Below are 26,332 nucleotides of genomic sequence, written 5' to 3'. Positions count from 1 at the left end.
TGCCACTATGAAACAGAAGCTTAATGGTGCGCGTGATCATTCATTTCGGTCAAAAAACGCGCCATGCCCGGAAACACATGTACTGTATCTTCGATCGAGTATTTTTCGAGAGCCTGAAAGAAGACTTCCTGTGCGTCCTGAAGGACAATCGAAAGGCCACAAGACGCCGCTAGGGGGCATTTCCCCCCATCCCCTGAATGGCACTCGACCAGTGGCCTGTCTGCTTCAAGTGTCCGGATCAGCTTGCCCAGGTTGATCTCCGACGGGGCCTTTGCCAATTGCAATCCGCCGCCGCGCCCGCGCGAAGAAGACGCGTATCCTTCGCTGACCAGCCATCCCGTCACCTTTGTGAGGTGATTGTATTTGGCGTCGTGCATCTCGGCGATTTGCCGGGTGGACAAAAGCCTGTCTGGCGACGCCGCCAGATGCATCAAGACGCGAAGCGCATAATCAGAGAATTTTGATAACTGCATGGAGCGCACCTAACACGAATTAATACACATATCAATTGCACATTTAAATTGACATACGAAATGCATATTACTACCCATCTCCCAACAAATTGCAGGGAGATGGGAATGCAAACGACGATTCTGCTCATAACACTCGTGCTTATGGCCGCCACTCTGGCGTTGATTTTGCGCGCAGTTCTGGCAACCGATGGGCCGCCGCCCTCTGACACAGCACCAAAAACGCGCATCCGACTGCTTTGGACGCTGGTTGTGTTCGGCGTTGTCTTGTCCGTAGCAACCCTTCGGGAGTGGCCACACACAAGCGCGGGCAGTGACTCGATGGTGGTGAACATCACCAGCGGACAATGGTGGTGGGAAACAGACACAACCGAAATCCCGCTTGGCCAGCAAGTCGAATTTCACGTCACTTCGGACGACGTCAATCATGGGCTGGGCATCTATGATCCGGACATGCGGCTTGTTGTGCAGGTCCAGGCGATGCCCACCTATACCAACAAGGTCGTGCATACTTTCGATCAACCCGGAACCTATCAGATTCTCTGCATGGAGTTCTGCGGGATCGCACATCACGACATGGCTTACGAATTTGATGTTGTGGAGGAAAACTCATGAGCGCGACTGATTCAAACCCTTTGATGGCACCGACAAACCCTCATGCAGGGATCATCAAGTCTACCATGCTTCTGGGCGGGGTCGTCTTTTTGCTGATGATGATCTTCGGCCTGATCATGCGGGCAGCCCAAGGTGGCTTGCTAGAGCTTGACCCGACGCTGTTTTATCTGCTGCTCACAGCCCACGGCGCGGGCATGGTCGGCTCTGCTGCCCTGTCAGGTGCGGCGATATTGTGGTACTTCTGCGCGCGGCATCTTGATCTGCGCGGCGGCATCTATCTGGCCTTCCTGGGGTTGTTCCTGCTGGGTGTGGTCCTGATCCTGGGCGCCATCTTTGTGGGTCAATATGGCGGGGCCTGGACCTTCCTGTTCCCTCTGCCTGCAATATCGGGCGGCGCTTGGGAAGCAGGCGCAGCAGTCACCTTTATCCTGGGCTATCTGTTCATTGGCGTGGGCTTTTTGCTCTATTATCTCGAACTCGGGCTGAAAATCTCGGCAAAGTATCGGGGGCTGTTTGGCGGACTTGGCTGGCGCTATCTCTTTGGTGGCTCGGACGAGAACTTGCCACCGCCGACAATCGTGGCCGCATCATCGGTACTGGTGTTCAACACAATCGGCATCGTCTTTGGCGCGGCTGTCATCGCGGCAAATATCGTGAACCTGCTGTTCCCTGATTTTGTCGTGAACCCCCTGTTCGCCAAAAACGCGACCTATTTCTTTGGCCACGTCTTTATCAACGCAACGATCTATATGGCGGTGGTCGCCGTCTATGAATTGCTGCCCGATTACACAGGACGCCCCTGGAAAACCACCAAGCTCTTCATCGGTGCTTGGGCGGCGGTCGTGATCTTTGTGCAGGCGGTCTACTTCCACCACCTGTTGCAAGACGTGAACATGCCTGCTTGGACGCTCGCCCTGGGTCAGATCATTTCCTATGCCTCTGGTGTGCCATTGATCGGTGTCACCGTGTTCTCGCTGGCGATTTACATCAAAGGCTCCGGCCTGAAGTGGGACTTGCCGATCAGCTTGCTGGTGATGGGAACCGTGGGTTGGGGCATTGGCTCAATCCCGGCAATCATCGACGGGATGCTGGCTGTGAACAAGCTGATGCACAACACGCAATGGGTGCCGGGACACTTCCACATCTATCTGTTACTGGGTGAGGTTGCGATGGCCTTTGGCTTTTCTGTCTGGCTGGTGAAGGGCAAATCGCAAGAGGTCATGTCGGGCCTCGATAAGCTGGTGTTCCGCGCCTACATGCTGGGCGGTGCCGGGTTTGTCCTGATCTTCCTGTGGTCCGGTGCAAGCTCCATCCCGCGTCGCTGGGCCGTGCACTATGAGGCCTGGCAATTGCAAAGCCAACTTGCGAGTGCCTTTGCCTTGGTGGTTGTTCTGGCGACAACCGCGCTGGTGGTGCGCTATGCACTTGGCCTGCTGCGGAAAGCATGATGCGCAGCGCGCTGTACACCCTTAGCGCAGCCGTTCTTGGCTGCGCCGCCCTATGGCAGGCCACTGATGGTCTGCGCGCGATTACCGCAGAAGGGGCGCGCCGTGTTGCCATCGCGCATTCACCCGAACCAGTCCCAGCGATCACGCTGGAGACCATGTCAGGAGACAAGCGCCAGCTTACGCAGGGCACCCCAACGTTGATAGAATTCATCTACACCACCTGCCCAACGATCTGTCAGGCATCCGGCGGGGATTTCGCGGAACTGCGCGATCATCTGCAGGCCTCCGGGCTGGATGTCCCGATGATCTCGGTCAGTTTTGACCCCGAACGGGACGACCTTGACGCCCTGCGCAATTATGCGGACCTACACAGCGCAACGGGCCAACCCTGGACGATCGCGCGCCCGCAGATTGCCGATCTGCCCGAGCTGCTGGATACCTTCCGCGTGACCGTGATCCCCGACAATTGGGGCGGGTATGAGCATAATATCGCAGTTCTGCTGATCAACAGCGATGGCAAGTTCACCGGGGTTTTCGACACCCGTGCATTTGACGATATCGCCCAAGCGGTCGAGCAAGCGCTATGATCAGATTTCTGATCTCTCTGACGCTTTTCGCATTGGCCATCATGGCGCAGGCCTGGGTGGCTGGCGATCCGGTCATGCATGTGCTTGTGCAGATGCCATTGCTTGCCGCGGCCGGCTATCTGCTGCCCCATCGCCTTACCCTGCCGCGCGCAGCAATAGGACCGGTGTTAATACTGGCTCTTGTCACCTGCGTTGTCTGGATGTTGCCCCGATCCGTGGATGCGGCCCTGTCTGAAATGAGCTGGCATCTGGCCAAGTTCGTGACCCTTCCGCTGGGATTTGGCCTTGCGCTGTCCCTGACGTGGCCCGCCATCGGCCCGGTTCTGCGCGGCTTCATCAAAGCGCAGGTCATCTCGATGCTGTTGTTGCTGGGCTTTCTTTATACCCACGCACCGATCCGCATCTGCAATTCCTATCTGGTCGACGATCAAGACCGCCTTGGGCTTGGGTTCGTCACCGTGGCCCTCGGGTTGACCCTGTGGTGGATCATCCCTGCCTTTCTGGGCAAGCCTATCACCCTACTGAAAGACAAACCTCATGACGTACCTCGACTCGGTCACAAATTTTTCTGAAACCGCTTTGGCCAAACGCCAGCATTTGGCGTGCGATCCACTGGGGTTTTTCACGCTTGCCATGATGGCAGGCGCCTATGTCGGCCTTGGCATTCTGCTGATCTTTTCGGTCGGCCAGGGCGTTGATCCCGGCATCCGCCCCATCGTCATGGGGGTGAGCTTTGGCATTGCGCTGCTTCTGGTGATATTTGCCGGTTCAGAACTTTATACCGGGCACACCATGTATATGACCATGGGATTACTGACCGGACGGACGGGATTTGGCGATCTGATCAAATGCTGGCTGGCCAGCTGGGGCGGCAACCTGATTGGCGCGGCTTTTCTGGCGATGCTGTTTGTCTATGGCGGAGGCGGTCTGGTGCTTGGTGATCAGGAGCACAATCTGCTTCACAAGGTGGCGACCAAGAAAATGTCCGGCGATGGCCTGACCCTGTTTCTGAACGGCATCCTGTGTAACTGGCTTGTTTGTCTTGCGATCTGGACCGCCTCGCGCGCCAACAATGACATGGCCAAGATCGCGCTGATCTGGTTTTGCCTTTACGCCTTCATCGCGGCAGGCTTTGAACATTCCGTCGCCAATATGACCGTGTTTTCGGTTGCCCTTTTGTCTGACCACCCTGACAGCATCAGCCGGGCCGGTGCGCTGCGCAATCTGGCCTATGTTAGCGCCGGTAATGCCGTTGCCGGTGCCGGGATCATGGGCATCGGCTACTGGATTGCTGCCGGTCGGCCAAACCTCAGTCAGGCGGCTGAGGCCTAAGATACCAACACCCTTTAATTCACTTCAACAATCGGAGAACACCATGAAAAAGACTATCCTTCCTCTGCTCGCCGTTCTGAGCCTCAGCCTTCCTGCCTTCGCCGAGGGCGACGCCGAAGCAGGCAAGAAAATCTTTAGGAAATGTGCCGCCTGTCACACGGTCGAACCCGGCAAGCGTAAGCCAGGCCCACACCTGCAAGGCATCGTTGGCCGCGATGCGGGTATTGTCGAGGGGTTCAAATACTCCAAACCAATGATCAATTCAGCCATCACCTGGGATGCCGCGACATTGGCAGAGTTCCTGACGGACCCAAAAGAGACCGTCAAAGGCACCAAAATGTCTTTCCGCGGGATCAAAGACAGTGACGATATGGCAGATCTGATCGCTTACCTTGAAGGCTTATGAGACAAGAACTGTAGCTTCCTCAACGTCCAAGTGTTGCTCATCTCGACGAGGCGTTGGGCAGGTGTTTGGTGATTTAATTGACACCTCTCCAACTTTTCTGAGACGTGAATGTTACATATGCGCGCTTATACATTTCACGCCCCAAGTTTTGAAGCATTGTTGCAGGTTGCGATGTCTGATGAAGCAGTGGCCCTGCCCCATCCAAACCCATCAACCCTCTCATCCATAATAAACCTTACACGATAAGAGCAAAAATCGAACATGCTGCCCCCTCTGATCTGGTCCTACCACTCTGTCTGATGCGGTTCGAACAAAGCTGCCGCTCGCTGAAATTGCCGCGAAGGTCTGCTCCGAGCCTTTTGTTGAAGAAGTCGCTTTGATTTAGTGGTTTGGTCGCCTTGCGGCGTTGGTGGCGGGCTTATTGTTCCGCCGGTTTTGCTGGGCGGCTCGTTGGGCTGTCGTTTTGCCAGTTCAGATCATATCGTGATGCTTGTTTCGGCGGCCTTGGGTCTTAGTCTTGCAAATTTTCGGAGGTTTTGGGCGATTGCAGCGAGCGTAAATTCGTCCCTCACACCGCATGGCCCTCGAAGTCGGAACCGTCCGAGGCCAAGGATGCGTTTGAGATGCGCGAAGAGCATCTCGACCTTTTTACGTTTGGCTTGGGCCTTTGGATTGAAGGGGGACTTGGCGGCCAGCCGGGCAAAATCACGGGCGTCCTCATGCTCTTCGCGGCCAATGAAGCGGGTGTTTGTGTTCGGGCAGCATTTTGATTTTGATGGGCAGGCATCGCAAATGGCTTTGGTAGCCCTGTATCTGCGACGACCAGTTTTGGGTTCTTTCCTGCGCGGGTCAGAATAGTTCCGGCGGGACTGCAACAGGTGCTGGCCTTCTGGGCAAGTATAGCGGTCGTTGTCTTCGTCCCATTCGAAGTTGGAACGGGAAAATGTGCCATCTTTACGCTCGGATTTGTCGATCAATGGGATGAAGGGAATGATGCTGCGCTTCTTTGTCAGCCACGCGAGGTTCTCCGCCGATCCATAGGCAGTATCTGCAACGAGCCAATCCGGTTTGATACCAAAGCGCTCTTCTGTTCGATCAATCATGGTTTACGCCGCGCCCACTTCGGCCTGCCTGATTGAGCGTGTCGCCTCTATATCCACGATGACGGAATGGTCGGTGTCGATCAGATAGTTATTCGAATAGGTGAAGATTGCCGGGCCTTTGCGCGCGGCAGTCCATTGGCTTGCCGGATCGGAATGGGATGTGAATTTGGGTTTGACCGGTGTCGATGCCCCAAATGCTTTGTCATCGAGAACGTCGAGATACTCTCTGACAGCCCGTGGCGCATCGTCCGGATCGATAGCAGAAACGTCCCATTCCGCTTGGGCAGTTGAGTTCATTCTGTCGACATCTGCTTCGATCAAGCTGGCATCAACAGCAAATCCATGACCACCGACCAGACCCTCTGAGATACAGCGTGCGACGGTGACTTCGAACACAGAACGGAGCAAATCACTGTCGCGGAATTTGCCATGACGATATTTAGAGAACGTGCTGTGATCGGGCACCTTTTGGTTCAAGCCGAGGCGACAGAACTATCGATAGGCCAGGTTCAAATGAACTTCGTCACAAAGCCGCCGTTCTGACCGGATGCCCATAACGTATCCGACCACCAGCATCCGCACGATCAGTTCAGGATCAATCGAGGGACGTCCCAGGTGGCTGTAATGCTGCTTCAACTGCTGGCGGATTGTGCCAACGTCCAGAAACCGGTCAATCTCTCGCAGCATATGATCCGACGGGACATGCGCCTCCATGTCAAAGTCGTAAAACAGCAGCGCCGAAGCCTCCTGGGTGCCCATCATCGCAAAATCCTCCCCCATTTTACAATAACGGGTGAATCAAACGACTTGCCTCAACGCAACAAGACTTCTTCAACAAAATAAGCCCACAGCAGAAGTCTTGAATCTGTGCTGCGTGCGCGCGCAGCGCGAAAACCGCTGCATCTGCTTGGTTCATGACGCTGCGTGGCGGCGGAAAAACCGATCATAGGTGCGCGGCGCAGCGACGATTGAGGCGGCAGTTTACGGATCGCGGCCGTTGCGGGCCTTAGTTATGACACCATTAAGGTGTCACAACCGCAGAGATCGGAAACCCCCCATCTGACATCACGGTCAAGAACGCGTCGCGATAGTCCCCCATGACATCCTTGACGATCATTCGAATGTCTTCCCGAAGAACCGCCAGTTCAGGCCTCTTCCATGGGATATCCTGTGGGGGCATTTGGCTGAGCAGGCGGTGGTAGGTTCGTGCCTCGTCTGAGGCCCACTCTGACATGAGTTCTTCGATGAAATATGAGAGTGCCATGGCCTCTCGCCTATTGGGCCAGTAGCTCACATCAATGCGAAATGCAAATCCATGGACCGGTTTTTCGAGAGCAGGCAATGAATATCCAGTAAAATTCAGGGGCAAGTCTATCACAAAAACTATCAGTTTTGCGGGAATAAGATCAACGATCTATGGCTTCACCGTTCAAGAGAGCCGCAGGACGGTGATACAATCCGATTGCTGACTATGGCTACCGCGGCGTCCATCCTCTGACCGGATGAGCATGACTTAGATCAGCCTGAGCTTTGCTTCCGCCAACCAACAATGCAGTCCATCGAGGACCAAGTGGGTTGATCGGGCTATTTCCTGCCTTCGATTTCAGTAGCGAGCGCCGCCAGTTCATCCGCTGTCATTGGTTTGCGGATGAATGCTCTGACACACTGTATCTCTTCGAACTTCATCTGCAATTCAGCGGTCAAATCGGTTGATACCATGACCGCCACTACACCGGAAAACTGAACCTTCTCGGATTTATATATCTCTTGAAGAAACTCCAGCCCGTTCATGCGCGGCATGTTGACATCTAGGAAAATGACGTCTGCCTCAAAACCCTCGTTCGTCTCCATGCCCAGAAGTGCTGCTTCAGCATCTGCAAAGCACAGCAGTTCATCAGCCAGATCCAGCCTTCTGAGCAGACGCTGGCATGTGATGCGGTCAACAAGGTCGTCCTCGATAAGCATCACACGGCCAAAGGATTTCAAAAGATCTTGATCAACAGCACGACCCCTTCTTCTTGTCTTAGGTTGTTGTAGCGCGCTCATAGAGCTTGCAAAACGACCTGTCGGACAGGATGTTCACAGATGTCCCAATAGTGCTGCAAAGACTTGATGATCTCCGTCATTTCAGCGGAGCCTCCGGGCTTGACAACATAGCCACTCGCATAGTTGCCGTACGCCAGCTCGATGTCTGTCGGGTCATCAGATGTTGTCACAACGACAACCCTCGACGAAGCCAGATGCGCACTTGCCCGCAGTTCCTTCAGGAACTCATGGCCGTTCATGCGTGGCATGTTGATATCAAGTAGGATCACGTATGGATCCTGAACCCGCCCGTCTGCGCTTTGCTCGTTCAGGATTTCCAGTGCTTCTACACCATCCTTTGCGCGAACGACCGAGCTGTTGGTTCCGGCATTGCGCAGGGCGCGTTGGAACAACAACACATCCACGTCGTTGTCTTCGACCAAAAGTATGTTCATTGTTTGCCCCTCACGCCGCCATCCAATCACCCTGGGCCACATCGGGTTTCGAGCCCTGTGGCCATTGGAAAGAGAACTTCGCCCCTTCACCGGTATTCGAGATTAGCGTCACCTCACCGCCGTGTACCTCAACGGCCTTTTTGACGACGGCCAGCCCGATGCCGGTACTCTCGGGGACGTCTCCCGTTCGAAGGGTCTGAAACATCTCGAAAATGCGTTCTTGGTACTTTTGATCAATGCCCGGACCGTTGTCGGCTACCGAAAACGCCAGCCCATCCAATGTCTTCTCGCACGTGATCGAAATCCTGAGATTGTCCACAGCATCGTGGTACTTCACGGCATTTCCAACAAGATTCTCAAATACCCGCCGCAGCCCTATTGGATCGACGCTGACCCGTCTCACGGAACTGTTGAGCTCAATCTGATGTGGTGACAGTCCGAAATCGGACCTCAAAGACGTTATCAACTCGCTCAGGTCGAGGGGGCTGCCATCCTCCGATTGCGCGCCGACGCGCGAAAATTCAATGATGCCGTTTGTCAGATCATTCATCCGCTGCACCCGGTCCAGGATCAGGTCCAGGCTCATTGCGATTTCGGGGTTTGCATCCGGTGAAGAAAGGTAGTCTTCCAGATCCTCTTTCAGCATCTCCGTAAGTCCACCGATGCCGCGTATGGGCGTCTTCAGATCATGAGATGCGGCATATGCGTACCGCTCCAGCTCTTCGTTGCTTCTGATCAATTTCTGCTGCTCAATCCGCAAGTCCTCCGTCACCTTGTCAGCGTAGGCGACGGCATTGCGGTTTGCGCGTGCCATCATGATCAGAAGCGAGAGAATAAGGGCTTCGATGACAATCCCACCGACCAGGATTACGGTTGGCTGCACATAGCTGTTGTTCTCTCGAAAAGCGAGGTTTGACCGGATGTCCAGGGTCCAGGAGCGTCCGTAAAAGTTGAGTTGCATCTCTTCAGAAAACATCGGTGCCGGATCGTGAAGCTCTTCGGTGGACAAGTGTTCATCATAGATTGTCTGGTCTGCGTCGCTGATGCTGATGCTGATATGGCGCAAGTTCTTTGCCAGTAGCCCGTCCAGCAGTTTGCGGACCACAAATGGCGCGTAGACGACGCCATCGATCCTGGTCTGTCGGTCACCAAGTTCGGGCGGCGCGCCGCCATTGTAGAAGGGCGCGTAGAACAGGAAGCCTGGCGTGGCACCGGCATCCTGCACAAGCACAATAGGTCCGGTGATCTGGGCATCACCCGAGTCGCGGCTCGCGAGGGCTGCTGTTCGTCTGTTCAGTTCATGGGCCACATCCAGACCCACCGCAGCCGCGTTGATCTCCTCTGGCTCAATAAACGAAATTGGCATGTATGTGGGATAGTCGTGCGACGGGAATATATTGAAACCCGGTTGCTCGGAGCGACGCTGGTCGAGGTATGTGTTGAGCGATTGATCTGAAAGAAAATGAATCACACCAATGCCGTTGATTCCAGGATACTTCTCATCGATACGCAGATGTGTTGCGAAGGTCCGCCACTGCGCGCGTGTCATGTCGCCATCGTGAGACTCCATGGCGGCGACACCGGCCCAGAGAGCATCTTCGTACTTCAGCATCCTGTCTCGAAGCAGGCCAACGATATTGTCCCGGGAGGCCTCAAATCTCTGCTCAATCCGGCTTTCAGCCTGCTTTTTTGAAAAGTGCCAGGCACTGAACGTAAGGGCCATCGACAATGCCACGACGAGAACGTGCAGAATCGAGATTCGGCTGTTGGCCAGCGGTGGTGTCATCAATTGCTTGCACGGTGTTTTCTCCATCAGACCTAAATGATCGAAAAAATCTAATTTCTGATAAATTCCTTGGAGAGTGGGCGTTGGAGCATCCTGAGACGCATTCGCGGTGTAAGGGCTCAGAGCGGCTCGATGCCCTTACGGGAAGATTCTTGATTGTGCCAGACCTGAACCAGCCCTCAGGCCTGCCCGATTTCTCATGCTTAGCTCGCATCTCGATTGTCGAAACCGGCTGCTGCGAAAGGGTGGTCTAGATTAGGTGTATTGTGGCGGGGTTCAATGACCGCTTCGGCGACTTGAGCTGCATTGCAGCAAAAACATGCGGCAGATGCGAGGTTTTTCTGCGTGAGCAATAGCTGCGTCTGCACAAGTCCGAAAAGTCCGCCCACACGTTAGAGCAGTCCTTGGATTGAATGTCTCCTCCGGGCTGAGCTGAGGTCATCTGATCGAAATTGTCAGATGACGGTTCCGCGCCAAATGGAGAAGTCTCAGTGCCTTGCTGTGATCGCTCGCAGCGAAAGAAATGCTCAGTGAGCAATAGGTTCCGCGCCATCACGCAGCGTCAAAACCAGTCATTGATGCAGATCGCAGAAAGTAATGGGATTGATGTTTGCTAGGGTCGGGAATCCCGACCTTAGCTACCGTCAGGGTTTTCCAAAAATGTCAAAACACTGTTTGCGATAGCTGAGTGCGCGGCACTTCGCGTCTCGGCAGACGGTCCGCATATTGAAGGATCACCACCGTCTTCCGATAGAATTTCCGGGCCTGCCGAGGTGCAAACCGGCAAGCCATCCGATACGTCTGCATTTGGGATCTCGATAACCTGGGTCGTTGCGTCGACAGGGCTAGACAAGGGCTTGTCGCTCCCTAACAAAACAATCAGGGCCGATATGCCCGCGTGTGACGATTTATCCGAGAAGGCGTGCGTGTATTCAGGTGCAATGGCGACGACTGAGCTGACACGCGCGTCTTTTCGCGCCGTGGTGAGCGCATCCAGGTCAACCGAGCCCAATGACACATTATGTGCCTCAAGCCACCCACAATCAGGGCTGCCGCCAAATGTTCCACAAGATTGCATGAATGCCTGCGTGTCCAGTTGGCTACCGGATAATTTCAACGCTGCTGTTCCCCCCAAAGCAAATCCTACAACTGAAATTCGACTTTCCTCGATGTGTTGTGACCAGATGGGATGATTCAAGACGGTATCCAAGGCTCGGCTGGTATCACTGGGTCGACGCCAGATTTCATCTACGGCTTCAGCCGCAGTGGCTGGACGCGGACCATTGACCTCTACAACGATGTAGCCGGAACGGGCCAAGGCTGCGCTGAGCCACGCACCTGAGTCCCGGGCAGATCGCAACCCACCATGGGATACCAAGACCAAAGGGAACCTCCGCGCGACAACAGCGGCATCGGGAACGGCCGTTTCCCCGGTAAATACCGCGTTACCGCCCATTTCCTCTACTTTTCCACCCAAACCAGGATACCAAAGGGACAAGCGCAAAGGACGTTCAACATTTTCCCCCGCAACGTCTATGGTTGCGACGCCCAGCGTCTGATCCGCATACAATGGAGACGCGAATAATGTCAGGCATAGTAAAAAAAATGCAGATTTCATCGGTTCTCTCGTTGGCTTTGTGAAGCGAAGAACACACCTACGTGGCCAGTTCCAAGGCCCATATAAGAACCGCAGCAACGAATGAAAAGTGATCCTTTGCTCGGCAACGGTTATTGCCTTTTTCAAAGGCAGTAGGGTGCCATTCGGAAGGGCAGAAGACCTCTCAACGTTCGAAACCTTCAATTGCTTGTCGAACCGCTGCGACCATTTCAGGCGCAAGTCGGTCGTGGCCCGTTTCGGGAACTTCATAAAATTGGAGGCCGCCTTGCATCGCGAACTGCCGTGTTGCCCCAATAAGGCAGATTAGATCGTCCGCTCCGTGTATCAGCCGGTTGGGGAGGCGAGCGATGATGTTAGGGTTCGCCGAACCATCTGGAGGCAGAAAAAAACCTTTGAGCCAGTACCACAGATAAACGCGCGTGCGCCCAATATCGGCTTGTCCAAGCGTAATGCGGATGGCCTCGGCATCATGCAAGGTCTGTTGCGTCGTGTTCGCAATGATCGATCCAGCCTCCCCGATAACCCCGTGCCCCTTTAGTCGAACAAGATAACCCGATGGCGATCCGCATTGAAATAAGCCGTGTGATTTGGGTTCAGGCCCGATCCGGGACCTCCGTGAAAAACCACAGCGGGCGTCGAGCCATGCCCCCAAAGCCGAATGTAAGCCATTCATGGAGAGAGTTTTTAGTTTTGTCACGAGACTATCGTTCATCGGTTTTGAGCGGCTGCGGCGCGCAATGAAAATTGCATAAGACGCTGAAATTTTGAGCAATTCATATGAGACGTTGCCGGACACTCTGCAACATGTCTGAGCGCGTCGCGCAACCTTTTTAGGCCATGTATTTGATCGTCAAGCGCATCGGCGCATCGATGCAATTCAGGGCGCGGTACCTGCGGAGAACCATCTTTGGCAAACATGTCCTTGATTTCGCGCAGCGAAAATCCTGCCAGTTTCCCCATTGAGATAAGCGCAAGTTGCGTCAGCACCGAAGTATCAAACTGACGCCGCAACCCATGCCGTCCGATAGATCGGATCAACCCGATTTCCTCGTAATAACGCAGCGTAGAAGGCGGGACGCCAGTTTGTTTGGACAATTCGCCAATATCAAGAAATTTCACAGTTGACCTCAAGTTGACTTGAAGTGGCAGACTGAAGCTACGCTCAACGAACGACAAGAAGAATCTCCATGGCAAACTCTGCGAAGGTCCAAACCTCTTTACCCGTTCTGCTCGCCCTCTCTGCCGCAACACTGACTGCATCATTGGGTATCAGCGTTGCATCGGTGTTGCTTCCAACATTGGCGCACAGCTTCTCGGCAACGGTATCGAATGTTCAGTGGGTCGTGCTGGGGTACCTTATGTCGGTCACCATCACCATTGTTTCTGCAGGTCGTCTTGGCGACCTTTTTGGTCACCGTCGCGTTCTGATCTGGGGGCTTGTCATTTTCAGCACCGCATCGATTGCGAGTGCTATGGCTCCTAGCTTTGGGGTATTGATCGCCTCCAGAGTGGCGCAGGGTTTTGGTGGAGCGATCATGATCGCGCTTCCCATATCACTTGCCCGCGACCTTATGGGTACGAGTCGGCTTGGTGCTGCTATGGGTTTGCTAGGGACAACGTCCGCGACAGGTACGGCATTGGGTCCGTCTCTGGGTGGTGCATTGCTAGCCTGGGGGGACTGGCGGATGGCCTTCTGGCTTCTTGCAGGCATCGCCGCCGCCGCGTTCATTCTGACTGTTACGCTTGTTCCGCAAACCGCCCGCCCCCAGGGGACATCTTGGAGAAAGATGGATTTACCGGGAACATTGGTGTTGGCCGTCGCACTCGTGACCTATGGGGCTGCAACCAGTGGAGGGGTTTCAGGAATTCCCGTTTCTTCAGAGGTGCTGTTTGGTATTGCATTAATCACTTTCATTCTATTTGGCTTTATCGAAACACGGATGGCTTCTCCTCTGGTGCCTATGGCTCTGTTGCGTGACCGCAGGACCGGCGCAGGGTTCGCAATGAATGTCTTGATTGCTACCGCGATGATGGCCACGCTGGTCGTTGGGCCCTTCTTTCTAGCTTTCTCTCTGGGTCTCAATGATGCCCTTATTGGTCTGGTAATGGCAGTCGGGCCAGCGGTTGCTGCGCTCTCTGGTGTCCCGGCAGGGTGGTTGACTGACCGCTTTGGCGCGCAGCGTGTGATGATCATGGGAGTGATGCAGACCCTGCTTGGCCTGCTGTGCCTAGCTTTCTTGCCCCGATATTTTGGCGTCGCCGGATATGTTGCTGCACTCTTTGTTTTGACACCGGCATTTCAGATGTTTCTAGCTGCTAACAACACAGCAGTGCTGGCCGGGGCCACCAAGGATGAGAGTGGCCGTCTCTCTGGTCTGCTCGGTCTCTCGCGAAATATTGGCTTGATGACCGGAGCATCAGCCATGTCTTCATTGTTTGTCATTGTTCTCGGGACTGGCGAGGCTGATCAAGCATCGGCAGAGGAAGTTGCCAATGCCTTTTCGATAACATTCAGTGCTGCATCTGCGCTGGCGTTGATGACACTTGGGTTGGCGATCTATGGCTTTTCGAGTGCCCCACGCCAAGTGACCGAGACACTAGGATAATCCGGTTGCGCTTAGGACAAATAAGTTGGTGCAAATTAGGCGCACGATGCCGCAACGCCCGCCTCCGCAATCTGGGATGCATGATCAGCGAAGGTGCACAAATTCAAGTCCGGGTTTGATGCCAATGAATAACGGGCGTCGCGAAAACTGGCGCTCCGCCGAAATTTTGTGCTGCAAAGGCGAAGACTTTCTGTATAGGCACTGGCTGCACAAGCAAAAGGCGGGTGTGCGCGCGTCTAGATTGTCTGGGTGGCCTGCAGCGAAAGCACGGTTTTGGGTCAGGCTAGAACAACGCTTTTGAGTGGCTGGAATGGCGACATACGCTGCACCGCAACAACACGTGTGCCGCGACCGCGAGCAAATGCTGCGTCAGCTAAGCGCGAAAAACGAACGGCTGGAAAGTCCGCACACAAGTCCTTCGGTCGGGACAATTGAACGGCTGCAGTGCGGACTAAATCGCCCCTTCGCTGCGGATGCGCCAATGTCCGTTTCAGGAATTCAGCGTCCTTAACTTAGCCAATGACCGGCGCATGTAATCCACGAACGTCAATGACCGCACAAGTTCATCGCGGGATCGTTCGGAGCTGGTCGCGATCTTGATCGAGGTAAAGGCCACAGCATTAAATACCAGAAAGCCAGTCTTACTTCGTGGCTAGGTGAGCAATAAGACTCGAAACTAAGACCTTGCGTCAATTGGTTTAGTTCACAGGTTCAAATTCCTCGATGAACGCATTCATGATAGGCGTTGGAGATCTGGATTTTCGCCAGGCCATGCCGACATCCATTGTTGGAAGGTCATCGTTCAGATCCCGCTTCAGGACTCTCAGCCCATCTATCGTCCAGCTACGAAACACGACATCGCTGAGCACGGTGATGGCAAGACCATGCGCTACCATCGTTCGCACGGCTTCGATCGAGGCCGTCTCAAAGATGACCTGCGGTTCAATTCGCGACGTGGACCAGAAAGAACGCGCCTGGCGCTCGGCCTCGTCTGATTTCAGCAGGACGAATGGATAGGACGACAAATCGGTGAGGGAGACAGATGATCGTTCCATGATCGGGTGACCGGCAGCAGCCCAAAGCCGTCGCCGGGATCTGTGAAAGGTCCTGAAGGTCAGTTTTCTTTTTTCTTCAATATTTGACGTCAGGAGCAATGCAACATCGATTGTGCCGGCAAGCAGCATGGCCTCCAACTGGGCGCGGGTGGCCTCCCTCAGTTCAACAATTAAGTCCGGGTGCTCACGCCTGAAACGCGCCAGTTTCGGAAACAGAAAATAGCTGGCGAGCGTTTCGGTCACGCCAACGCGTAGCGTGCCGGTCAGTGGATCATCGAGCCGGTGCACGCTTTGCGTTGCGCGGGCAACCTGCTCCTGGATCGTGGCGGCGTGGTTCAAAAAGGCGATGCCTTCGCGGGTCAACTCGAGTCCGGTGGATTTGCGGTCGAACAACTGAACACCAAGACCCGCCTCCAGATCCTGAATGGCAAGTGTCATTGCCGATTGCGACACGTTGACGTTATTGGCGGCGGCTGAAATCTGACCCGCTTCGGCTACCGCCAGGAAGTATCGCAGCTGTTTCATCGTGAAGGACATTTGAAAAACCAATACTGACACTTTGAGATTTGAATTTCAAATTCATTAATCCCCCCTTTAAGTCAAGACTGACAGCAACGGATTGGCAAAATGAACCGAATTATGAGCCCTGATAAAGTGAGAACCAGAGTGCGGATCGTTGACCAAGATGACCGTCTGGACAGGTCCGGATACATGCCAACGAATGCTATACAGCCAGAGCCAGCCCAAATGCCCGGGACACCGCACGCGCGGGAGCCGCGGTGGAACGGCCATTGGGCATTGGTCAAATACATCTGAAAGGAACGAGGCACCAAGATGCCCAATGACCCCCTGTCCGATATCGTGCGAGCGCTGGATCTGACAGGCGGCGTGTTTCTGGATGCGGAATTTTCAGCGCCCTGGGCGATAGCGTCCAAAGTCTCGGAAGAGGATTGTCAGCCGTTCCTGCCGGTCCCGAAACAGGTAATTGCTTATCATGTCGTCACTGAAGGGCAGATGATGGTTGCGCTTGATGACCGGACCGAGCAGATGGCCCAGTTTGGGGATGTCGTGTTTCTTCCATCGAACGCGTGGCATGTTCTTTCAAGCGACCCGGGTCTGTCTCCTGCACTTGGCGATGATCTTGTCCTGCCGGCGGCCGAGGATGGGCTTGCCTCCATCCGTTTCGGCGGTGGCGGTGCCAGAACCCGGATTCTGTGCGGGTTCATTGCCAGCAGTTCCGGTCCCAGCCCGTTGTTGGAGACCCTTCCCGAGACGCTTGTCATTCGCATCGAAGACGTGGCCACGCGCCGCTGGCTCGAGGCGTCGATTGCGATGGCCGCCCGTGAACTGACCGCCGGTCGCGTGTCCTCCAACACCGTGATGGCGCAATTGTCGGAGCTGTTGCTGGTCGAGGCACTGCGGGCCTATCTTGAAACAGCGGACCGTCCATCCGGGTGGCTGGCCGGAATGGCCGATCCGCAGATTGCCACTGTTCTGGCACGCGTTCACCGTAACCTTGCCAACCCGCATGGTATCGAGGCCTTGGCGCGCGAGACGGGCATGTCACGCAGTACCTTCGTGGACCGTTTCACCGAGATCATGGGTGTCGCGCCGGGAGGATATGTCCTGACGCAACGCATGCAGACCGCGCGCAGCCTGTTACGGGATACACCCCTGCCCATGTCGGAAATTGCCTACCGCGTGGGTTATGATGCGCCGGAAGCCTTTTCGCGGGCATTCAAACGTTGCTTCGGGGTTGCGCCGGCGGAATGGCGAGCGGATGCTTCCGAGGCACCGGAATGAGACAGGCCTTCAAAGGTCTTCGGACGAACGATCATGCTGTTCGGATCAGCAGTCATTCGCGCGTTGCGATGCCAGGGATAGGACGATCCTGACCAAAAAAAAAGGATCTGTTATGACCACCAAGAAATACCGCGCCGCGCTTCCGCAACTGGGTGACACCCGTCTTCTGACTGACGGTGGGTTGGAGACCACGCTGATTTTTCACGACGGCATCGACCTGCCGCTTTTCGCGTCGTTCCATGTGTTCCGCTCTGTCGAGGAGCAGCGCGCACTTTGGCGCTACTATGAACGTTATGCCCGGATCGCGCTGGCGCAGAAAACCGGCTTCATTCTGGACAGCGCAACCTGGCGCGCCAGCCGGGATTGGGGCGACCAGCTAGGCTATTCGGCGAGAGACCTTGCTGCTGCCAACCACAAGGCCGTTGCAATGCTTTTCGACCTGCGGCGCGAATTCGAGGCAGATCAGCCTTTCGTCATCAGTGGCAACATGGGGCCGCGAGGGGATGGATATGCACCGGAGATGATGATGACGGCCGCGGAATCAGAAAATTACCACGCCAGGCAGGTTGCGGCACTCGACGAGGCCGGCGTCGACATGATCAGCGCTATCACCATGACCCATGCCGGCGAAGCGGCCGGCATCGCAAGGGCCTGCGCCAAATGTGACGTTCCGCTGGCGCTGTCCTTTACCGTCGAGACCGACGGGCATCTTCCGTCAGGGCAACCGCTTGGGGATGCGATCCGCGAGGTCGACGCCGATGCGGCCCATCGACCCAGCTATTATATGATCAACTGCGCCCATCCGGATCATTTCCGCGACATCCTCGACAAAGGTGAGGACTGGACGCTGCGTATCCGCGGCATTCGGGCCAACGCATCGCGCATGAGCCATGCAGAACTGGACGAGGCCGACGTGCTGGATGATGGCAATCCGGCCGAGCTTGGGCAGGACTATGCGAACCTGCTGCGGGTCCTGCCAAACCTCCGTGTCTTCGGCGGCTGTTGTGGCACCGATCACCGGCATGTCCATTCGATTGGTGAAGCGTGCATTCATGCACCCGCCGCGTGATGAAGCCCAGGCGTTGACCTCCCCACATGATGCCGCGGCCCCGATGGCGGGTCTCGGCATCAGTGCAAGTCTAATATGTCAGGTAAGGAGCATTCAAAATGCGCATGACAGTTCAGGGTGTAGGCACCGAACCCGCAGTACGACTGCGTCCTGCGCGGCGTGAGGATACCCAGGCGATTGCCCGGCTTTTTCTGATGTCCTCGGACGGGCTTGCCGCTTACATCTGGTCGCGCCTGGCAGAACCGGGCGCGGATCTGGTTGCAACCGGCGGTGCCCGCTATGCCCGCGAAAACACCGCTTTTTCCTATCAGAACTGCCATCTGGCAGAGGTCGATGGGAAGGTCGCGGGGATGCTGCACGCATTTGAAATGACGGCAAGTGCCGCTGTCGAGACCGACCCAGTCTTGCGGCCCTACGCAGAGCTTGAGGACCCTGGGTCGCTCTATATTGCGGGGCTCGCGGTGTTTCCCGAATATCGTCGTAAAGGGCTGGCGCGCGGCCTGATGGCGCTGGCCGACACGCACGCGCAGACACGCGGTTTGGCGCGACAATCGTTGATCTGCTTCAATCGAAACCTCTACGCGCTGAGCCTCTACGCTGACCTGGGGTTTGCCGAAATCGACCGCCGGGCGGTGATCCCGCACCCGTCGCTGCGCTATCAGGATGGGTTCGCGCTTCTGCTCGGGCGGAGCACGGGCATCACAGAGACGTCACCGTTGTGACATGCATGGAAAGGACCAAACAATGCCAACAATCATCAGAACGCCTACGCGCTTGCGCGCTGCCGGCGAGGTTGAGAAATCAATCTTCGAATACCTCGGTCGCATGGGCGGCGAAGACGGGATGTCCGTCGCCCGGATGGAAAGCCCCGCCGGGTGGTCCGAGCCGGGACAGCGGCCCGCATTTCGCGAAGTGACGCTTGTCGTCTCCGGCGCGCTGCGCGCTGAAACCGAGCGGGGTGTCGAGGTGCTGCGCGCCGGTGAGGCCATCATCGCCGAGCCCGGCGACTGGGTCAGGTACAGCACCCCAGATGAACCGGCCGAGTATCTTGCGGTCTGCACACCTGCCTTTACGCCGGAGCGTGTAAATCGCGATCCCGACCACGTCGAGACATCTACAGCCACGCGCCCGGTATGAGAACTCGAGAGGTTGAAATTCGCCTTTTCAGAACGTCTGACGCCGACGCGCTTGCGAACATCTACGTTGCGGCCGTGGCGCAACTTGGCCGTGGTCACTATACACCTGCTCAACTGCGGGTCTGGCGGGCGCGGTCTCCTTCGGCGGAGGCAATCCGGGACGCCTACCTAGACGGACGGCGAGCATTTGTGGCGGTAAATGAGTATGGGCAGGTGTCGGGATTCTCTGATCTCGAACAAAACGGTCACATTCGATATCTTTATGTCAGCCCGCATATGGCGGGACGTGGGATTGCACGCAAGCTGCTGGTAACGCTTAAGGATCAGGCTCGGGCACTTGGCCTGTCCCGTATATTCGCGGAAGCCAGCGAGGTCGCGCTCCCGGTGTTCGAACGGGCGGGGTTTCTGAGTCTGCAGCGTCAGAATTTCGAGATCGACGGGATCGCAATACACAATTACGCCGTCGAAAAACGTATTTTGGATTCCGCGAAACGCCAAAGTGCTAAGGCGACCCGATAAGCGAAATCTAAATACTTGCTCAAATTCGCGGCTATGCCGCCGGACCAACCGCGCAGCCAAGGAGTGAATGGAGCTAAAACGGTCATGAAAGCGATCCAAGAAAGATGCTTTTCCTGCGGCGGTCGGTTCCGTCAAACCGACGGCCCGACACATGCGTATATGTCATCGACGCCGGGATGCTGGGCAACCTATGGCGATTTGCTCGCGCGCGAATATTCAGATCACGATCTGTTTCAGCGCGTGCATCGACTGACCGTCGACAGCTATGCCTTGCAACACCCCGGAGATCCATCGGATGCCCGGGCGCGACGGTCTGTCTGGGTGCATTACCTGGCACTGACCCTGAAACTACGAGACCATTGCGGCGATGAAGAGATACTTGCCCGGATGAGAATCCTGGCGCGACGCCCGTTCCCGGTGATCCCTGCGAGGCCAAAATCGTTTGACGTTACCCATGCTGACGTGATGGCGACCGACCCGGCGGCGCATGCCAAAGCTGTAAGAGCATGGGCGATATGCTCGCTATCAGCGTGGGACTGCCTTGCCGACGGCGCTGAAGGCATCCAGACAGGACGGATCCTGACCTGATCGACGCACTGTCTGTGGTTTTCGCAAAGAAGTTTAAAAGACGCTGGCGGCGCATGAACGACATACTTCGGCAAACCGCTAGGTAGATTTTTGAAGGTCACGACGTCTGATTTGGCCGTCCTTTCTGGTCAGATAAGTTTTTTGCAGCAGCAACGCCGCAGGGCCTCCAATGGCTGGCGATGAGCCCGAACTGCCGGATGCTGCTCAACCAACTAATGGGGCAATAGGTCGAACCGAAGACAATACAGAGTTTCAGATCTTCCGATCCTGCTTAAAACAGTGCCAAAAATATCTGACGCTAATTTCGAAAGCGATGCAATCGGACGAACTGTCATGCGTTTCGGCCAGGCAATCATTCAGGGATTGGCGACCCTCCTGTACTTGGCTCTGGAAGATACACGGAGTCAAAAATGCCGCAGCCAGAGAACTCAAAATCTCGCATCAACAGCAACCATGAGAGTATTGCTGCGGTGATCGGTTTCGGCCGGGCTGTGGTCATTCCAGCCGTCTTTGTCCTGAGTTCCGTCGCGGTGGCCCAGTCCGACCAAAGAGCGGCTCAAATTGCTGAGATCAAGTTCATTTACGATGGAACTCCACCTGAGGCGCTGGTTGAATTGGGTCGGACCCTGTTTTTCGATCCTATTCTCTCGGGCAATCGGAACATCTCTTGCGGGACATGTCATCATCCAGCACTCGGGTCCGGTGATGGTCTTGCACTGGGGATCGGTGAAGGTGGCACAGGTGTCGGGCCGGAGAGGCGTCGGACGCAAGATGGCGTGATCGAGCGAGTGCCGCGCAATGCGCAACCGCTGTGGAATATCGGAGCGACCGAATATGTTTCGATGTTCCACGATGGCAGGCTGGAGCCGGATCCGCGCGAAACGTTCCCAAGCGGCTTCTGGAGCCCTGCGCGAGAAGACCTGCCACCGGGGCTGGACAGCCTCTTGGCAGCGCAGGCCATGTTTCCGGTCACGTCGCCTACGGAAATGGCTGGCCAGAAGGGCGAGAACGCCGTCGCCACGGCGGTTGCCGAAGATCGGCTTGGCGATGCCTGGGACATTCTGGCAAAGCGTCTTGCAAGCAATCAGGACTATGCCGCGCAATTCGCATCGGCCTTTACAGAAATTGAAGCGCCCGGGGATATATCCTTTGTGCACGCCGCCAACGCGCTGGCCGCGTTTCAGACCGTCGCTTTTCGGTCCGATGAGAGCCCGTTCGATTTGGCACTTCAGACCGGCGACATCTCGCATATGTCCGAAACGGCACAAGAGGGGTTCCGGCTGTTCTATGGCAAGGCCGGGTGCGTCACTTGCCACTCTGGCCCTCTTCTGACCGATCATGAATTTCACGCAATCGGAATGCCACAGATCGGTCCTGGAAAGGGCCACGGATCGGACAGCGGGTACTGGCGTGCATCCGGGTTCATGGACCGGCTCGAGGATGAAGGCCGCTATCGGGTGACGTTCGACCCCGAGGACATGTTCGCATTCCGTACGCCGTCCCTGCGCAACGTGGCTTTGACCGGGCCGTGGGGGCATGATGGCGCTTTCGACAAGCTCGAAGACGTTGTGCGGCACCATCTTGATCCGCTAATGTCGCTCGCAGCCTATGACCTGGACACGACCCATCTTCCTGCGCTGGATCAGGTGATCGAGCGGACGGGGCAAGGCTCTCAACTTATCTTCAGACCGTTGAACCCGGCCCGACGAGGGGCGTTCGATCTGCGTGATGGATGGGTACAGACATCAAAAGAGCTGACGGCACGGATTTCCGATGAAGTCGAAATCACGCCTGTCGCGCTGACCGATACCGAGGTGAACCAGATTCTGGCATTCCTCGACACATTGACCGACCCGAGCGCCGTTGATCGCGGATACCTTATTCCGGATGTCGTCCCGTCAGGATTGATGCCGCAGCCGTCTCGAGATCGAAAAGGAGATGCGCAATGAATCGCAATATCGGCCTTAGGCTAATTCGCAGATGGTGCAAAATTTACCGGAATATCCAGAAGAACTACTGCTGCCTCAATGTAACTTCACCACAAGTTCAAGCACTTTCCGATCACATTTTGGCGGACATCGGGCTGAACCCGGAAGCTAGGCAGAGTTTTTTTTGCCCATCAACACAACACTTGGAAACCGACCTCATGAAGGGAAGAAGACTATGAAACAGAAGCTTTTGACGACGACATGTGCTCTCATCTTAACTGTGGGCACTGCATTAGCGGACCAGTTAAATCTGGAAACTGAACACACTCAATGGGATTCCGGCTTTCCCGTTGGGCCGATCGATGTAGCTCAAGGCGGCGAACCTGATCCGCAACTTGACGCTCGGGAAGAAATGGCTCTGACCTTTATCTTCCACATTGATGAAGATCTCACCGAGCAGGACGTTTTTTATGAAAAAGTCCCCGAATCCGGTGAAGTCTGGCGCCCCACGGGCGCGACACGCGACATGGATGTCCCGCTTTACGCGTCAGCGGATCCGGTCAAACATACACCGCTTCAAACCGAAAACACCGGCCCATGGAAAAAGGGAGAGCCCTTGGGGATCACGCTTGGTGAGTGGTTCTCGGCGAAGGGATCAGGAACCTATGTCTGCGAAAACGGCGAGGGCGAGGTCGACATCGTATTCAATAACCTGGTGCCGAACGGTAACTACACCATGTGGCATGATTTTGCGGTCTGGCCTCCGACGGAACCCTTCCTGGGCTTCTATGACCTTCCGTTTGGCGCACGCGATGGGTCCGAAAACACCTTTGTCGCGGACGCCAATGGCTATGCGGTCTTTCAACGGAAAATGACACCCTGCCTGCAGCTTTCGGGTGAGCAGCTGATCTCGGAACTTGCAATCGCCTATCACAGCGACGGGAAGACGTATGGTCATGTTCCGGGCGATTTCGGGTCGGTCAGCCACGTGCAGCTCTACGCGCCGCTGCCCAAACGCACCGGGCTTTAGCATCAGAGGGGCGGTGCTGTCAGGCAGCGCCCCATCGCTTTCAAACGGTGGGATGATATATGGCGTGGGTTATGGAACATGCTACAAATTCAGTTTTTTAGCTGCTGACGGATATTTCCTGTCTGGCACCTTGTGATCCTCCCCCAACTGGTCTGCGCCTATAGTTAGGAAACGGAGGATCAGATATGGGAATCAAGCGACACAAACCAGAAGCGCCAAATCCAAGAAAGTTCAAAGTACATCTAGTCCTCCGCGCTACCTCGGCTCCGCATATGGATCCAAAGTCCGCTATGCGCAACAGATCTTGCCTTCCTGGATCGGGGGACAAGGCACCGTTGCGTATGAACAGTACACGCAGCAATCGCCTTCGAGCGGCTTAAGGACAGTCTGGCAGGACTTGCATTCATAGAACCACTGACAGGCGTCGGTAGGCATGGTTTCCGTTTCGACATGCCCGCATGACGGACAGGTCAGCCTCGATTCTAGGACTACTTTTGTTTCTTCTGTCGCCATAGCGCATACCCCGTCAGTATAAGAAAACCTGCCAAGATCGGCAGCAAAACAGCATCGTTGTAGAGAATGCCGAGCAGGCCAGTCAGACCAAGTGCAGTGAGCACAATCGGCAACAACGGCGTGAAACAGCAAAGGATCGCAAAGATCGTGCCGCCCAGACCAAGTGCCAGTAATTTGTTCTTCATCGCGTCGATCTCCACAAATCCCACATGAACCGTTGTGCTGAGGCTTCCCAATATGGCGAGGGATGCCCAGACGATAGCGGATCGCCTACGCCTTGCGCACGCGTCGGGCCATATCACTTGTACCATGCGCCACCACGGCTGATGATTGACAGCCCGGTTGGCAACACACAGTAAGATGCCGATAACAGTGCGACAGCCCCAAAAAGACCGGTTTGTTTCGTTGACATTTTTACTTTGCAGCATACGACTATACCAGAGGTAACAAGTGGAATGCCCATAGGTTTTTAGCTATTAAACCTGAACGGAGTCAGAGAATTTGCAGATGCAAATTTGCTGCAATCCCAATCAGTATTGTCCCGCCCGCCCATGCCAATCGCTCGCGCACCACCCTTTTGTTGTTGATGACTCTGGCCATCGTGCCGCCCATGCAGGCCACCACCAAATCCGAGGGAATTGCCGTCAGCGGAACCAACACACCCAAAACCAAAAGTTGCATCTGTACGCTACTTTCGGCTGATTGTCCGACACCAGCGTTAATGAAGGGTGGCAGAAAAAGCGCGAAGAATAAGACCGTTTTCGGATTGAGTAACTCGACCAATACGCCTTGCCAAACGACCGATGTAAGCGGCTTGTGCTGCACGTTTTCTACACTCAGTGTGGCTTGCGCAGCGGCCTGCGCGTTACGGATCATGTCCACTCCGAGCCAGACCAGATACGCCGATCCGACATAGCGCAGGGCAACTACAAGCCAGCCTGAGTTTTCGAAAATCGTGGCCAACCCCATTGCGGTAGCGATCGCCAGAAGCACGCCTCCAAGACAAAGACCGAGCGCCGAGGCAAGACCGGCAGCGCGGCTGTGCCCGACACTTCGTGACAGCACATAAAGCATTGAAGGACCCGGTGTCGCGCTTAGCGCCAATCCGGCTAGCGCAACGGAAATCATCGCATCGAGAGATGGCATAGCTTAACTCGAACTCCGGTTCATACGTTTTTCAAATGGGTTCGTGATCGTAATTGTTTCTCTGACGCTGGCTGTAGAAGGATCGCGTAGACAGAGGTTTTTCAAGTACGGAAAGTCCCGTACCAGCATGCTCTCCAGATGAGCGCCAGCCTTGAACGGCTCGTATTTGGGCATTTCGTCCCTACCCACCAATTCGGGAAAGGGGCGTATCAATGTGTCATGGTTGGCCGCGACGAAATATGGCATCGAGAACCTTTCAGGACTTAGATTCAGAACGCGATGCGGGGTCGAGCGCAGCAACCCGTTGGTCCAGGCTTCCAGCATGTCGCCGATGTTGACCACGAAGACGTGCGGATCTACCGGAACGTCAATCCATTGATCCCCAGTGGTCATGACCTGAAGGCCGGGATTTCGGGTGTGCAGAAGTGTCAGGCACTCATAATCCGTATGAGCCCCCATGTTGACTGAATTGACGTCGGTCAACGCCTTTTTGCGGACGTAGTGCAACAGCCGAAGCTGGGAAACAGGCTTTGTCATGTTGGTGGTCATCGTACCGGATGGCAGTCCCAGATGGAGCTCAAGGGCCGAACATACCAGCCGCCCGAGCGCAGAAATCTGACTGTAGTATGCTGATACCGTCTGTCTGAACCCGGCAAGATCGGGCCATACATTGGGGCCGAGAACCCTGTTGCCTGCCAGATAGTCCGGATCATCGTGCGGCAGATCCAATCCAAGGTCGAAGGCTTCATAGCTGCGGTCCACCTCGTCGGGGTAGTCACCTTTCTCCGTGAACGGCACATAGCCACGGTGGTTGCTGCTGAGGCCGATGTAGTAGCGACGCTTAACACCATCCGGCAGGTCAAAGAACCGTTCCGCCATCCGGTAGGTGCTCTCAACCAGCGCGAGATCGATGCCGTGGCCAGTGATTCTGAAGAAGCCAATTTCGCGCGCTGAATTACCGATTTCGTCGGCGATCCTCCTGACCTCAGAGGCGCTGCCCCCTCGCAAGCCACGCACATCGATTAGCGGCACGCTGACGTGTGCTTCTTCACGATTTACCATCGGGTCAGTCACCAAAGCCATCACGAAATGAC

The 26,332-nt window shown here is 55.6% G+C and carries 28 protein-coding genes and 1 pseudogene; 15 read left to right on the top strand and 14 right to left on the bottom strand.

Going from position 1 to position 26,332, the window contains the following annotated elements; genetic code table 11:
* Positions 1–20: 20 nt before the first annotated feature.
* Entirely contained in the window at positions 21–473 is a 453-nt protein-coding gene (locus Q0802_RS18410) for an Rrf2 family transcriptional regulator (RefSeq protein ID WP_298920993.1), read from the bottom strand.
* Positions 474–578: 105 nt separating this feature from the next.
* Here Q0802_RS18410 and Q0802_RS18405 point away from each other — a divergent pair, with 105 nt between their 5' ends.
* Genes Q0802_RS18405 through Q0802_RS18380 form a run of 6 tightly spaced genes read left to right on the top strand, consistent with a single transcriptional unit; the run spans position 579 to position 4,858 of the window.
* Positions 579–1,085 (top strand): cytochrome C oxidase subunit I, encoded by a 507-nt coding sequence (locus Q0802_RS18405; protein ID WP_298920991.1) that lies wholly within the window; start codon positions 579–581, stop codon positions 1,083–1,085.
* Positions 1,082–2,533 carry a cbb3-type cytochrome c oxidase subunit I gene (locus Q0802_RS18400; protein ID WP_298920987.1) on the top strand — a complete coding sequence of 484 codons (1,452 nt, stop codon included), beginning with the start codon at positions 1,082–1,084 and terminating at the stop codon, positions 2,531–2,533. Before Q0802_RS18405 ends, Q0802_RS18400 begins: the two co-directional genes overlap by 4 nt.
* Positions 2,533–3,120: an SCO family protein gene (locus Q0802_RS18395; RefSeq protein WP_298920985.1), complete on the top strand. Its 588-nt coding sequence runs from the start codon at positions 2,533–2,535 to the stop codon at positions 3,118–3,120. Before Q0802_RS18400 ends, Q0802_RS18395 begins: the two co-directional genes overlap by 1 nt.
* Positions 3,117–3,692 carry a hypothetical protein gene (locus tag Q0802_RS18390; protein WP_298920983.1) on the top strand — a complete coding sequence of 192 codons (576 nt, stop codon included), beginning with the start codon at positions 3,117–3,119 and terminating at the stop codon, positions 3,690–3,692. The genes Q0802_RS18395 and Q0802_RS18390 overlap by 4 nt, the downstream gene beginning before the upstream one ends.
* Entirely contained in the window at positions 3,658–4,452 is a 795-nt protein-coding gene (locus Q0802_RS18385) for a formate/nitrite transporter family protein (RefSeq protein ID WP_298920981.1), read from the top strand. The genes Q0802_RS18390 and Q0802_RS18385 overlap by 35 nt, the downstream gene beginning before the upstream one ends.
* Before the next feature lie 43 nt (positions 4,453–4,495).
* Positions 4,496–4,858, top strand: a complete 363-nt coding sequence (locus Q0802_RS18380; protein ID WP_298920979.1) for a cytochrome c family protein — start codon at positions 4,496–4,498, stop codon at positions 4,856–4,858.
* A gap of 476 nt (positions 4,859–5,334) precedes the next feature.
* On the opposite strand, the pseudogene Q0802_RS18375 reads toward Q0802_RS18380, so the two are convergent.
* The 8 genes and pseudogenes from Q0802_RS18375 to Q0802_RS18340 form a co-directional block, all read right to left on the bottom strand.
* Positions 5,335–6,723 (bottom strand): annotated as a pseudogene (locus Q0802_RS18375) (IS1182 family transposase).
* A 259-nt stretch (positions 6,724–6,982) separates the two neighbouring features.
* Entirely contained in the window at positions 6,983–7,225 is a 243-nt protein-coding gene (locus tag Q0802_RS18370) for a hypothetical protein (protein ID WP_298920977.1), read from the bottom strand.
* A 320-nt stretch (positions 7,226–7,545) separates the two neighbouring features.
* Positions 7,546–8,007: a response regulator gene (locus Q0802_RS18365; protein WP_298920975.1), complete on the bottom strand. Its 462-nt coding sequence runs from the start codon at positions 8,005–8,007 to the stop codon at positions 7,546–7,548.
* Positions 8,004–8,441: a response regulator gene (locus Q0802_RS18360; RefSeq protein WP_298920973.1), complete on the bottom strand. Its 438-nt coding sequence runs from the start codon at positions 8,439–8,441 to the stop codon at positions 8,004–8,006. Before Q0802_RS18360 ends, Q0802_RS18365 begins: the two co-directional genes overlap by 4 nt.
* 10 nt (positions 8,442–8,451) lie before the next feature.
* Positions 8,452–10,227 (bottom strand): CHASE domain-containing protein, encoded by a 1,776-nt coding sequence (locus Q0802_RS18355; RefSeq protein ID WP_298920970.1) that lies wholly within the window; start codon positions 10,225–10,227, stop codon positions 8,452–8,454.
* 634 nt (positions 10,228–10,861) lie between these two features.
* Positions 10,862–11,845, bottom strand: coding sequence for a hypothetical protein (locus Q0802_RS18350; RefSeq protein ID WP_298920968.1), 984 nt, complete (start codon positions 11,843–11,845; stop codon positions 10,862–10,864).
* Between the two features lie 163 nt (positions 11,846–12,008).
* The gene (locus Q0802_RS18345) at positions 12,009–12,641 is read right to left on the bottom strand and encodes a hypothetical protein (protein ID WP_298921177.1); all 633 of its coding nucleotides are present in this window, start codon (positions 12,639–12,641) and stop codon (positions 12,009–12,011) included.
* Positions 12,554–13,105 (bottom strand): helix-turn-helix domain-containing protein, encoded by a 552-nt coding sequence (locus Q0802_RS18340; RefSeq protein ID WP_366523338.1) that lies wholly within the window; start codon positions 13,103–13,105, stop codon positions 12,554–12,556. The genes Q0802_RS18345 and Q0802_RS18340 overlap by 88 nt, the downstream gene beginning before the upstream one ends.
* On the opposite strand from Q0802_RS18340, the gene Q0802_RS18335 reads away from it, so the two are divergent.
* The gene (locus Q0802_RS18335) at positions 13,033–14,451 is read left to right on the top strand and encodes an MFS transporter (RefSeq protein WP_298920965.1); all 1,419 of its coding nucleotides are present in this window, start codon (positions 13,033–13,035) and stop codon (positions 14,449–14,451) included. The two genes, Q0802_RS18340 and Q0802_RS18335, sit on opposite strands and share 73 nt — an antisense overlap.
* Before the next feature lie 698 nt (positions 14,452–15,149).
* Here the strand turns inward: Q0802_RS18335 and Q0802_RS18330 are convergent.
* Positions 15,150–16,031, bottom strand: a complete 882-nt coding sequence (locus Q0802_RS18330; protein ID WP_298920964.1) for a LysR substrate-binding domain-containing protein — start codon at positions 16,029–16,031, stop codon at positions 15,150–15,152.
* A gap of 309 nt (positions 16,032–16,340) precedes the next feature.
* Here Q0802_RS18330 and Q0802_RS18325 point away from each other — a divergent pair, with 309 nt between their 5' ends.
* The 8 genes from Q0802_RS18325 (at position 16,341) to Q0802_RS18290 (ending at position 23,579) form a co-directional block, all read left to right on the top strand.
* Positions 16,341–17,309, top strand: coding sequence for an AraC family transcriptional regulator (locus Q0802_RS18325; protein ID WP_298920962.1), 969 nt, complete (start codon positions 16,341–16,343; stop codon positions 17,307–17,309).
* A 112-nt stretch (positions 17,310–17,421) separates the two neighbouring features.
* Complete coding sequence (locus Q0802_RS18320; RefSeq protein WP_298920960.1) at positions 17,422–18,378, top strand: homocysteine S-methyltransferase family protein; 957 nt, start codon at positions 17,422–17,424, stop codon at positions 18,376–18,378.
* A 98-nt stretch (positions 18,379–18,476) separates the two neighbouring features.
* On the top strand, positions 18,477–19,100 hold the full coding sequence (locus tag Q0802_RS18315; protein WP_298920956.1) for a GNAT family N-acetyltransferase: 624 nt from the start codon (positions 18,477–18,479) through the stop codon (positions 19,098–19,100).
* A 22-nt stretch (positions 19,101–19,122) separates the two neighbouring features.
* The gene (locus Q0802_RS18310; protein WP_298920954.1) at positions 19,123–19,515 is read left to right on the top strand and encodes a hypothetical protein; all 393 of its coding nucleotides are present in this window, start codon (positions 19,123–19,125) and stop codon (positions 19,513–19,515) included.
* Positions 19,512–20,033 (top strand): GNAT family N-acetyltransferase, encoded by a 522-nt coding sequence (locus tag Q0802_RS18305; RefSeq protein ID WP_298920952.1) that lies wholly within the window; start codon positions 19,512–19,514, stop codon positions 20,031–20,033. The genes Q0802_RS18310 and Q0802_RS18305 overlap by 4 nt, the downstream gene beginning before the upstream one ends.
* A gap of 84 nt (positions 20,034–20,117) precedes the next feature.
* The gene (locus Q0802_RS18300) at positions 20,118–20,621 is read left to right on the top strand and encodes a DUF5946 family protein (RefSeq protein ID WP_298920950.1); all 504 of its coding nucleotides are present in this window, start codon (positions 20,118–20,120) and stop codon (positions 20,619–20,621) included.
* 410 nt (positions 20,622–21,031) lie between these two features.
* On the top strand, positions 21,032–22,570 hold the full coding sequence (locus Q0802_RS18295; RefSeq protein WP_298920948.1) for a cytochrome c peroxidase: 1,539 nt from the start codon (positions 21,032–21,034) through the stop codon (positions 22,568–22,570).
* Between the two features lie 214 nt (positions 22,571–22,784).
* The gene (locus Q0802_RS18290; protein WP_298920947.1) at positions 22,785–23,579 is read left to right on the top strand and encodes a hypothetical protein; all 795 of its coding nucleotides are present in this window, start codon (positions 22,785–22,787) and stop codon (positions 23,577–23,579) included.
* 288 nt (positions 23,580–23,867) lie between these two features.
* On the opposite strand, the gene Q0802_RS18285 is transcribed toward Q0802_RS18290, so the two are convergent.
* The 4 genes from Q0802_RS18285 to Q0802_RS18270 all read right to left on the bottom strand — a co-directional run bounded on the left by Q0802_RS18285 (position 23,868) and on the right by Q0802_RS18270 (position 26,321).
* Entirely contained in the window at positions 23,868–24,092 is a 225-nt protein-coding gene (locus tag Q0802_RS18285; RefSeq protein ID WP_298920945.1) for a GDCCVxC domain-containing (seleno)protein, read from the bottom strand.
* A complete protein-coding gene (gene merF / locus Q0802_RS18280; protein WP_298920943.1) occupies positions 24,068–24,277 on the bottom strand; it encodes a mercury resistance system transport protein MerF in 210 nt (69 codons plus the stop codon). Before merF ends, Q0802_RS18285 begins: the two co-directional genes overlap by 25 nt.
* A gap of 307 nt (positions 24,278–24,584) precedes the next feature.
* Complete coding sequence (locus Q0802_RS18275; protein WP_298921164.1) at positions 24,585–25,220, bottom strand: LysE family translocator; 636 nt, start codon at positions 25,218–25,220, stop codon at positions 24,585–24,587.
* A 21-nt stretch (positions 25,221–25,241) separates the two neighbouring features.
* Entirely contained in the window at positions 25,242–26,321 is a 1,080-nt protein-coding gene (locus Q0802_RS18270) for a 2-oxoglutarate and iron-dependent oxygenase domain-containing protein (RefSeq protein WP_298921162.1), read from the bottom strand.
* Between the last annotated feature and the right edge of the window lie 11 nt (positions 26,322–26,332).

The organism is uncultured Roseobacter sp. (assembly GCF_947495275.1).
In the GTDB taxonomy this organism is placed as follows: domain Bacteria; phylum Pseudomonadota; class Alphaproteobacteria; order Rhodobacterales; family Rhodobacteraceae; genus Roseobacter.
Note: the sequence above shows the minus strand (reverse complement) of the source record. Positions and strands in the feature narration are given on the sequence as shown.

Coding starts and splice junctions, on each gene's coding strand:
- Q0802_RS18405 (WP_298920991.1), top strand. CDS start 579: ATGCAAACGACGATTCTGCTCATAACACTCGTGCTTATGGCCGCCACT.
- Q0802_RS18325 (WP_298920962.1), top strand. CDS start 16,341: ATGCCCAATGACCCCCTGTCCGATATCGTGCGAGCGCTGGATCTGACA.
- Q0802_RS18295 (WP_298920948.1), top strand. CDS start 21,032: ATGCCGCAGCCAGAGAACTCAAAATCTCGCATCAACAGCAACCATGAG.
- Q0802_RS18390 (WP_298920983.1), top strand. CDS start 3,117: ATGATCAGATTTCTGATCTCTCTGACGCTTTTCGCATTGGCCATCATG.
- Q0802_RS18410 (WP_298920993.1), bottom strand. CDS start 473: ATGCAGTTATCAAAATTCTCTGATTATGCGCTTCGCGTCTTGATGCAT.
- Q0802_RS18315 (WP_298920956.1), top strand. CDS start 18,477: ATGCGCATGACAGTTCAGGGTGTAGGCACCGAACCCGCAGTACGACTG.
- Q0802_RS18270 (WP_298921162.1), bottom strand. CDS start 26,321: ATGGCTTTGGTGACTGACCCGATGGTAAATCGTGAAGAAGCACACGTC.
- Q0802_RS18360 (WP_298920973.1), bottom strand. CDS start 8,441: ATGAACATACTTTTGGTCGAAGACAACGACGTGGATGTGTTGTTGTTC.
- Q0802_RS18330 (WP_298920964.1), bottom strand. CDS start 16,031: ATGAAACAGCTGCGATACTTCCTGGCGGTAGCCGAAGCGGGTCAGATT.
- Q0802_RS18395 (WP_298920985.1), top strand. CDS start 2,533: ATGCGCAGCGCGCTGTACACCCTTAGCGCAGCCGTTCTTGGCTGCGCC.
- Q0802_RS18350 (WP_298920968.1), bottom strand. CDS start 11,845: ATGAAATCTGCATTTTTTTTACTATGCCTGACATTATTCGCGTCTCCA.
- Q0802_RS18365 (WP_298920975.1), bottom strand. CDS start 8,007: ATGAGCGCGCTACAACAACCTAAGACAAGAAGAAGGGGTCGTGCTGTT.
- Q0802_RS18380 (WP_298920979.1), top strand. CDS start 4,496: ATGAAAAAGACTATCCTTCCTCTGCTCGCCGTTCTGAGCCTCAGCCTT.
- Q0802_RS18355 (WP_298920970.1), bottom strand. CDS start 10,227: ATGACACCACCGCTGGCCAACAGCCGAATCTCGATTCTGCACGTTCTC.
- Q0802_RS18370 (WP_298920977.1), bottom strand. CDS start 7,225: ATGGCACTCTCATATTTCATCGAAGAACTCATGTCAGAGTGGGCCTCA.
- Q0802_RS18300 (WP_298920950.1), top strand. CDS start 20,118: ATGAAAGCGATCCAAGAAAGATGCTTTTCCTGCGGCGGTCGGTTCCGT.
- Q0802_RS18305 (WP_298920952.1), top strand. CDS start 19,512: ATGAGAACTCGAGAGGTTGAAATTCGCCTTTTCAGAACGTCTGACGCC.
- Q0802_RS18285 (WP_298920945.1), bottom strand. CDS start 24,092: ATGGCGACAGAAGAAACAAAAGTAGTCCTAGAATCGAGGCTGACCTGT.
- Q0802_RS18275 (WP_298921164.1), bottom strand. CDS start 25,220: ATGATTTCCGTTGCGCTAGCCGGATTGGCGCTAAGCGCGACACCGGGT.
- Q0802_RS18320 (WP_298920960.1), top strand. CDS start 17,422: ATGACCACCAAGAAATACCGCGCCGCGCTTCCGCAACTGGGTGACACC.
- merF (WP_298920943.1), bottom strand. CDS start 24,277: ATGAAGAACAAATTACTGGCACTTGGTCTGGGCGGCACGATCTTTGCG.
- Q0802_RS18385 (WP_298920981.1), top strand. CDS start 3,658: ATGACGTACCTCGACTCGGTCACAAATTTTTCTGAAACCGCTTTGGCC.
- Q0802_RS18335 (WP_298920965.1), top strand. CDS start 13,033: ATGGCAAACTCTGCGAAGGTCCAAACCTCTTTACCCGTTCTGCTCGCC.
- Q0802_RS18310 (WP_298920954.1), top strand. CDS start 19,123: ATGCCAACAATCATCAGAACGCCTACGCGCTTGCGCGCTGCCGGCGAG.
- Q0802_RS18400 (WP_298920987.1), top strand. CDS start 1,082: ATGAGCGCGACTGATTCAAACCCTTTGATGGCACCGACAAACCCTCAT.
- Q0802_RS18290 (WP_298920947.1), top strand. CDS start 22,785: ATGAAACAGAAGCTTTTGACGACGACATGTGCTCTCATCTTAACTGTG.
- Q0802_RS18340 (WP_366523338.1), bottom strand. CDS start 13,105: ATGCAGTCAGTGTTGCGGCAGAGAGGGCGAGCAGAACGGGTAAAGAGG.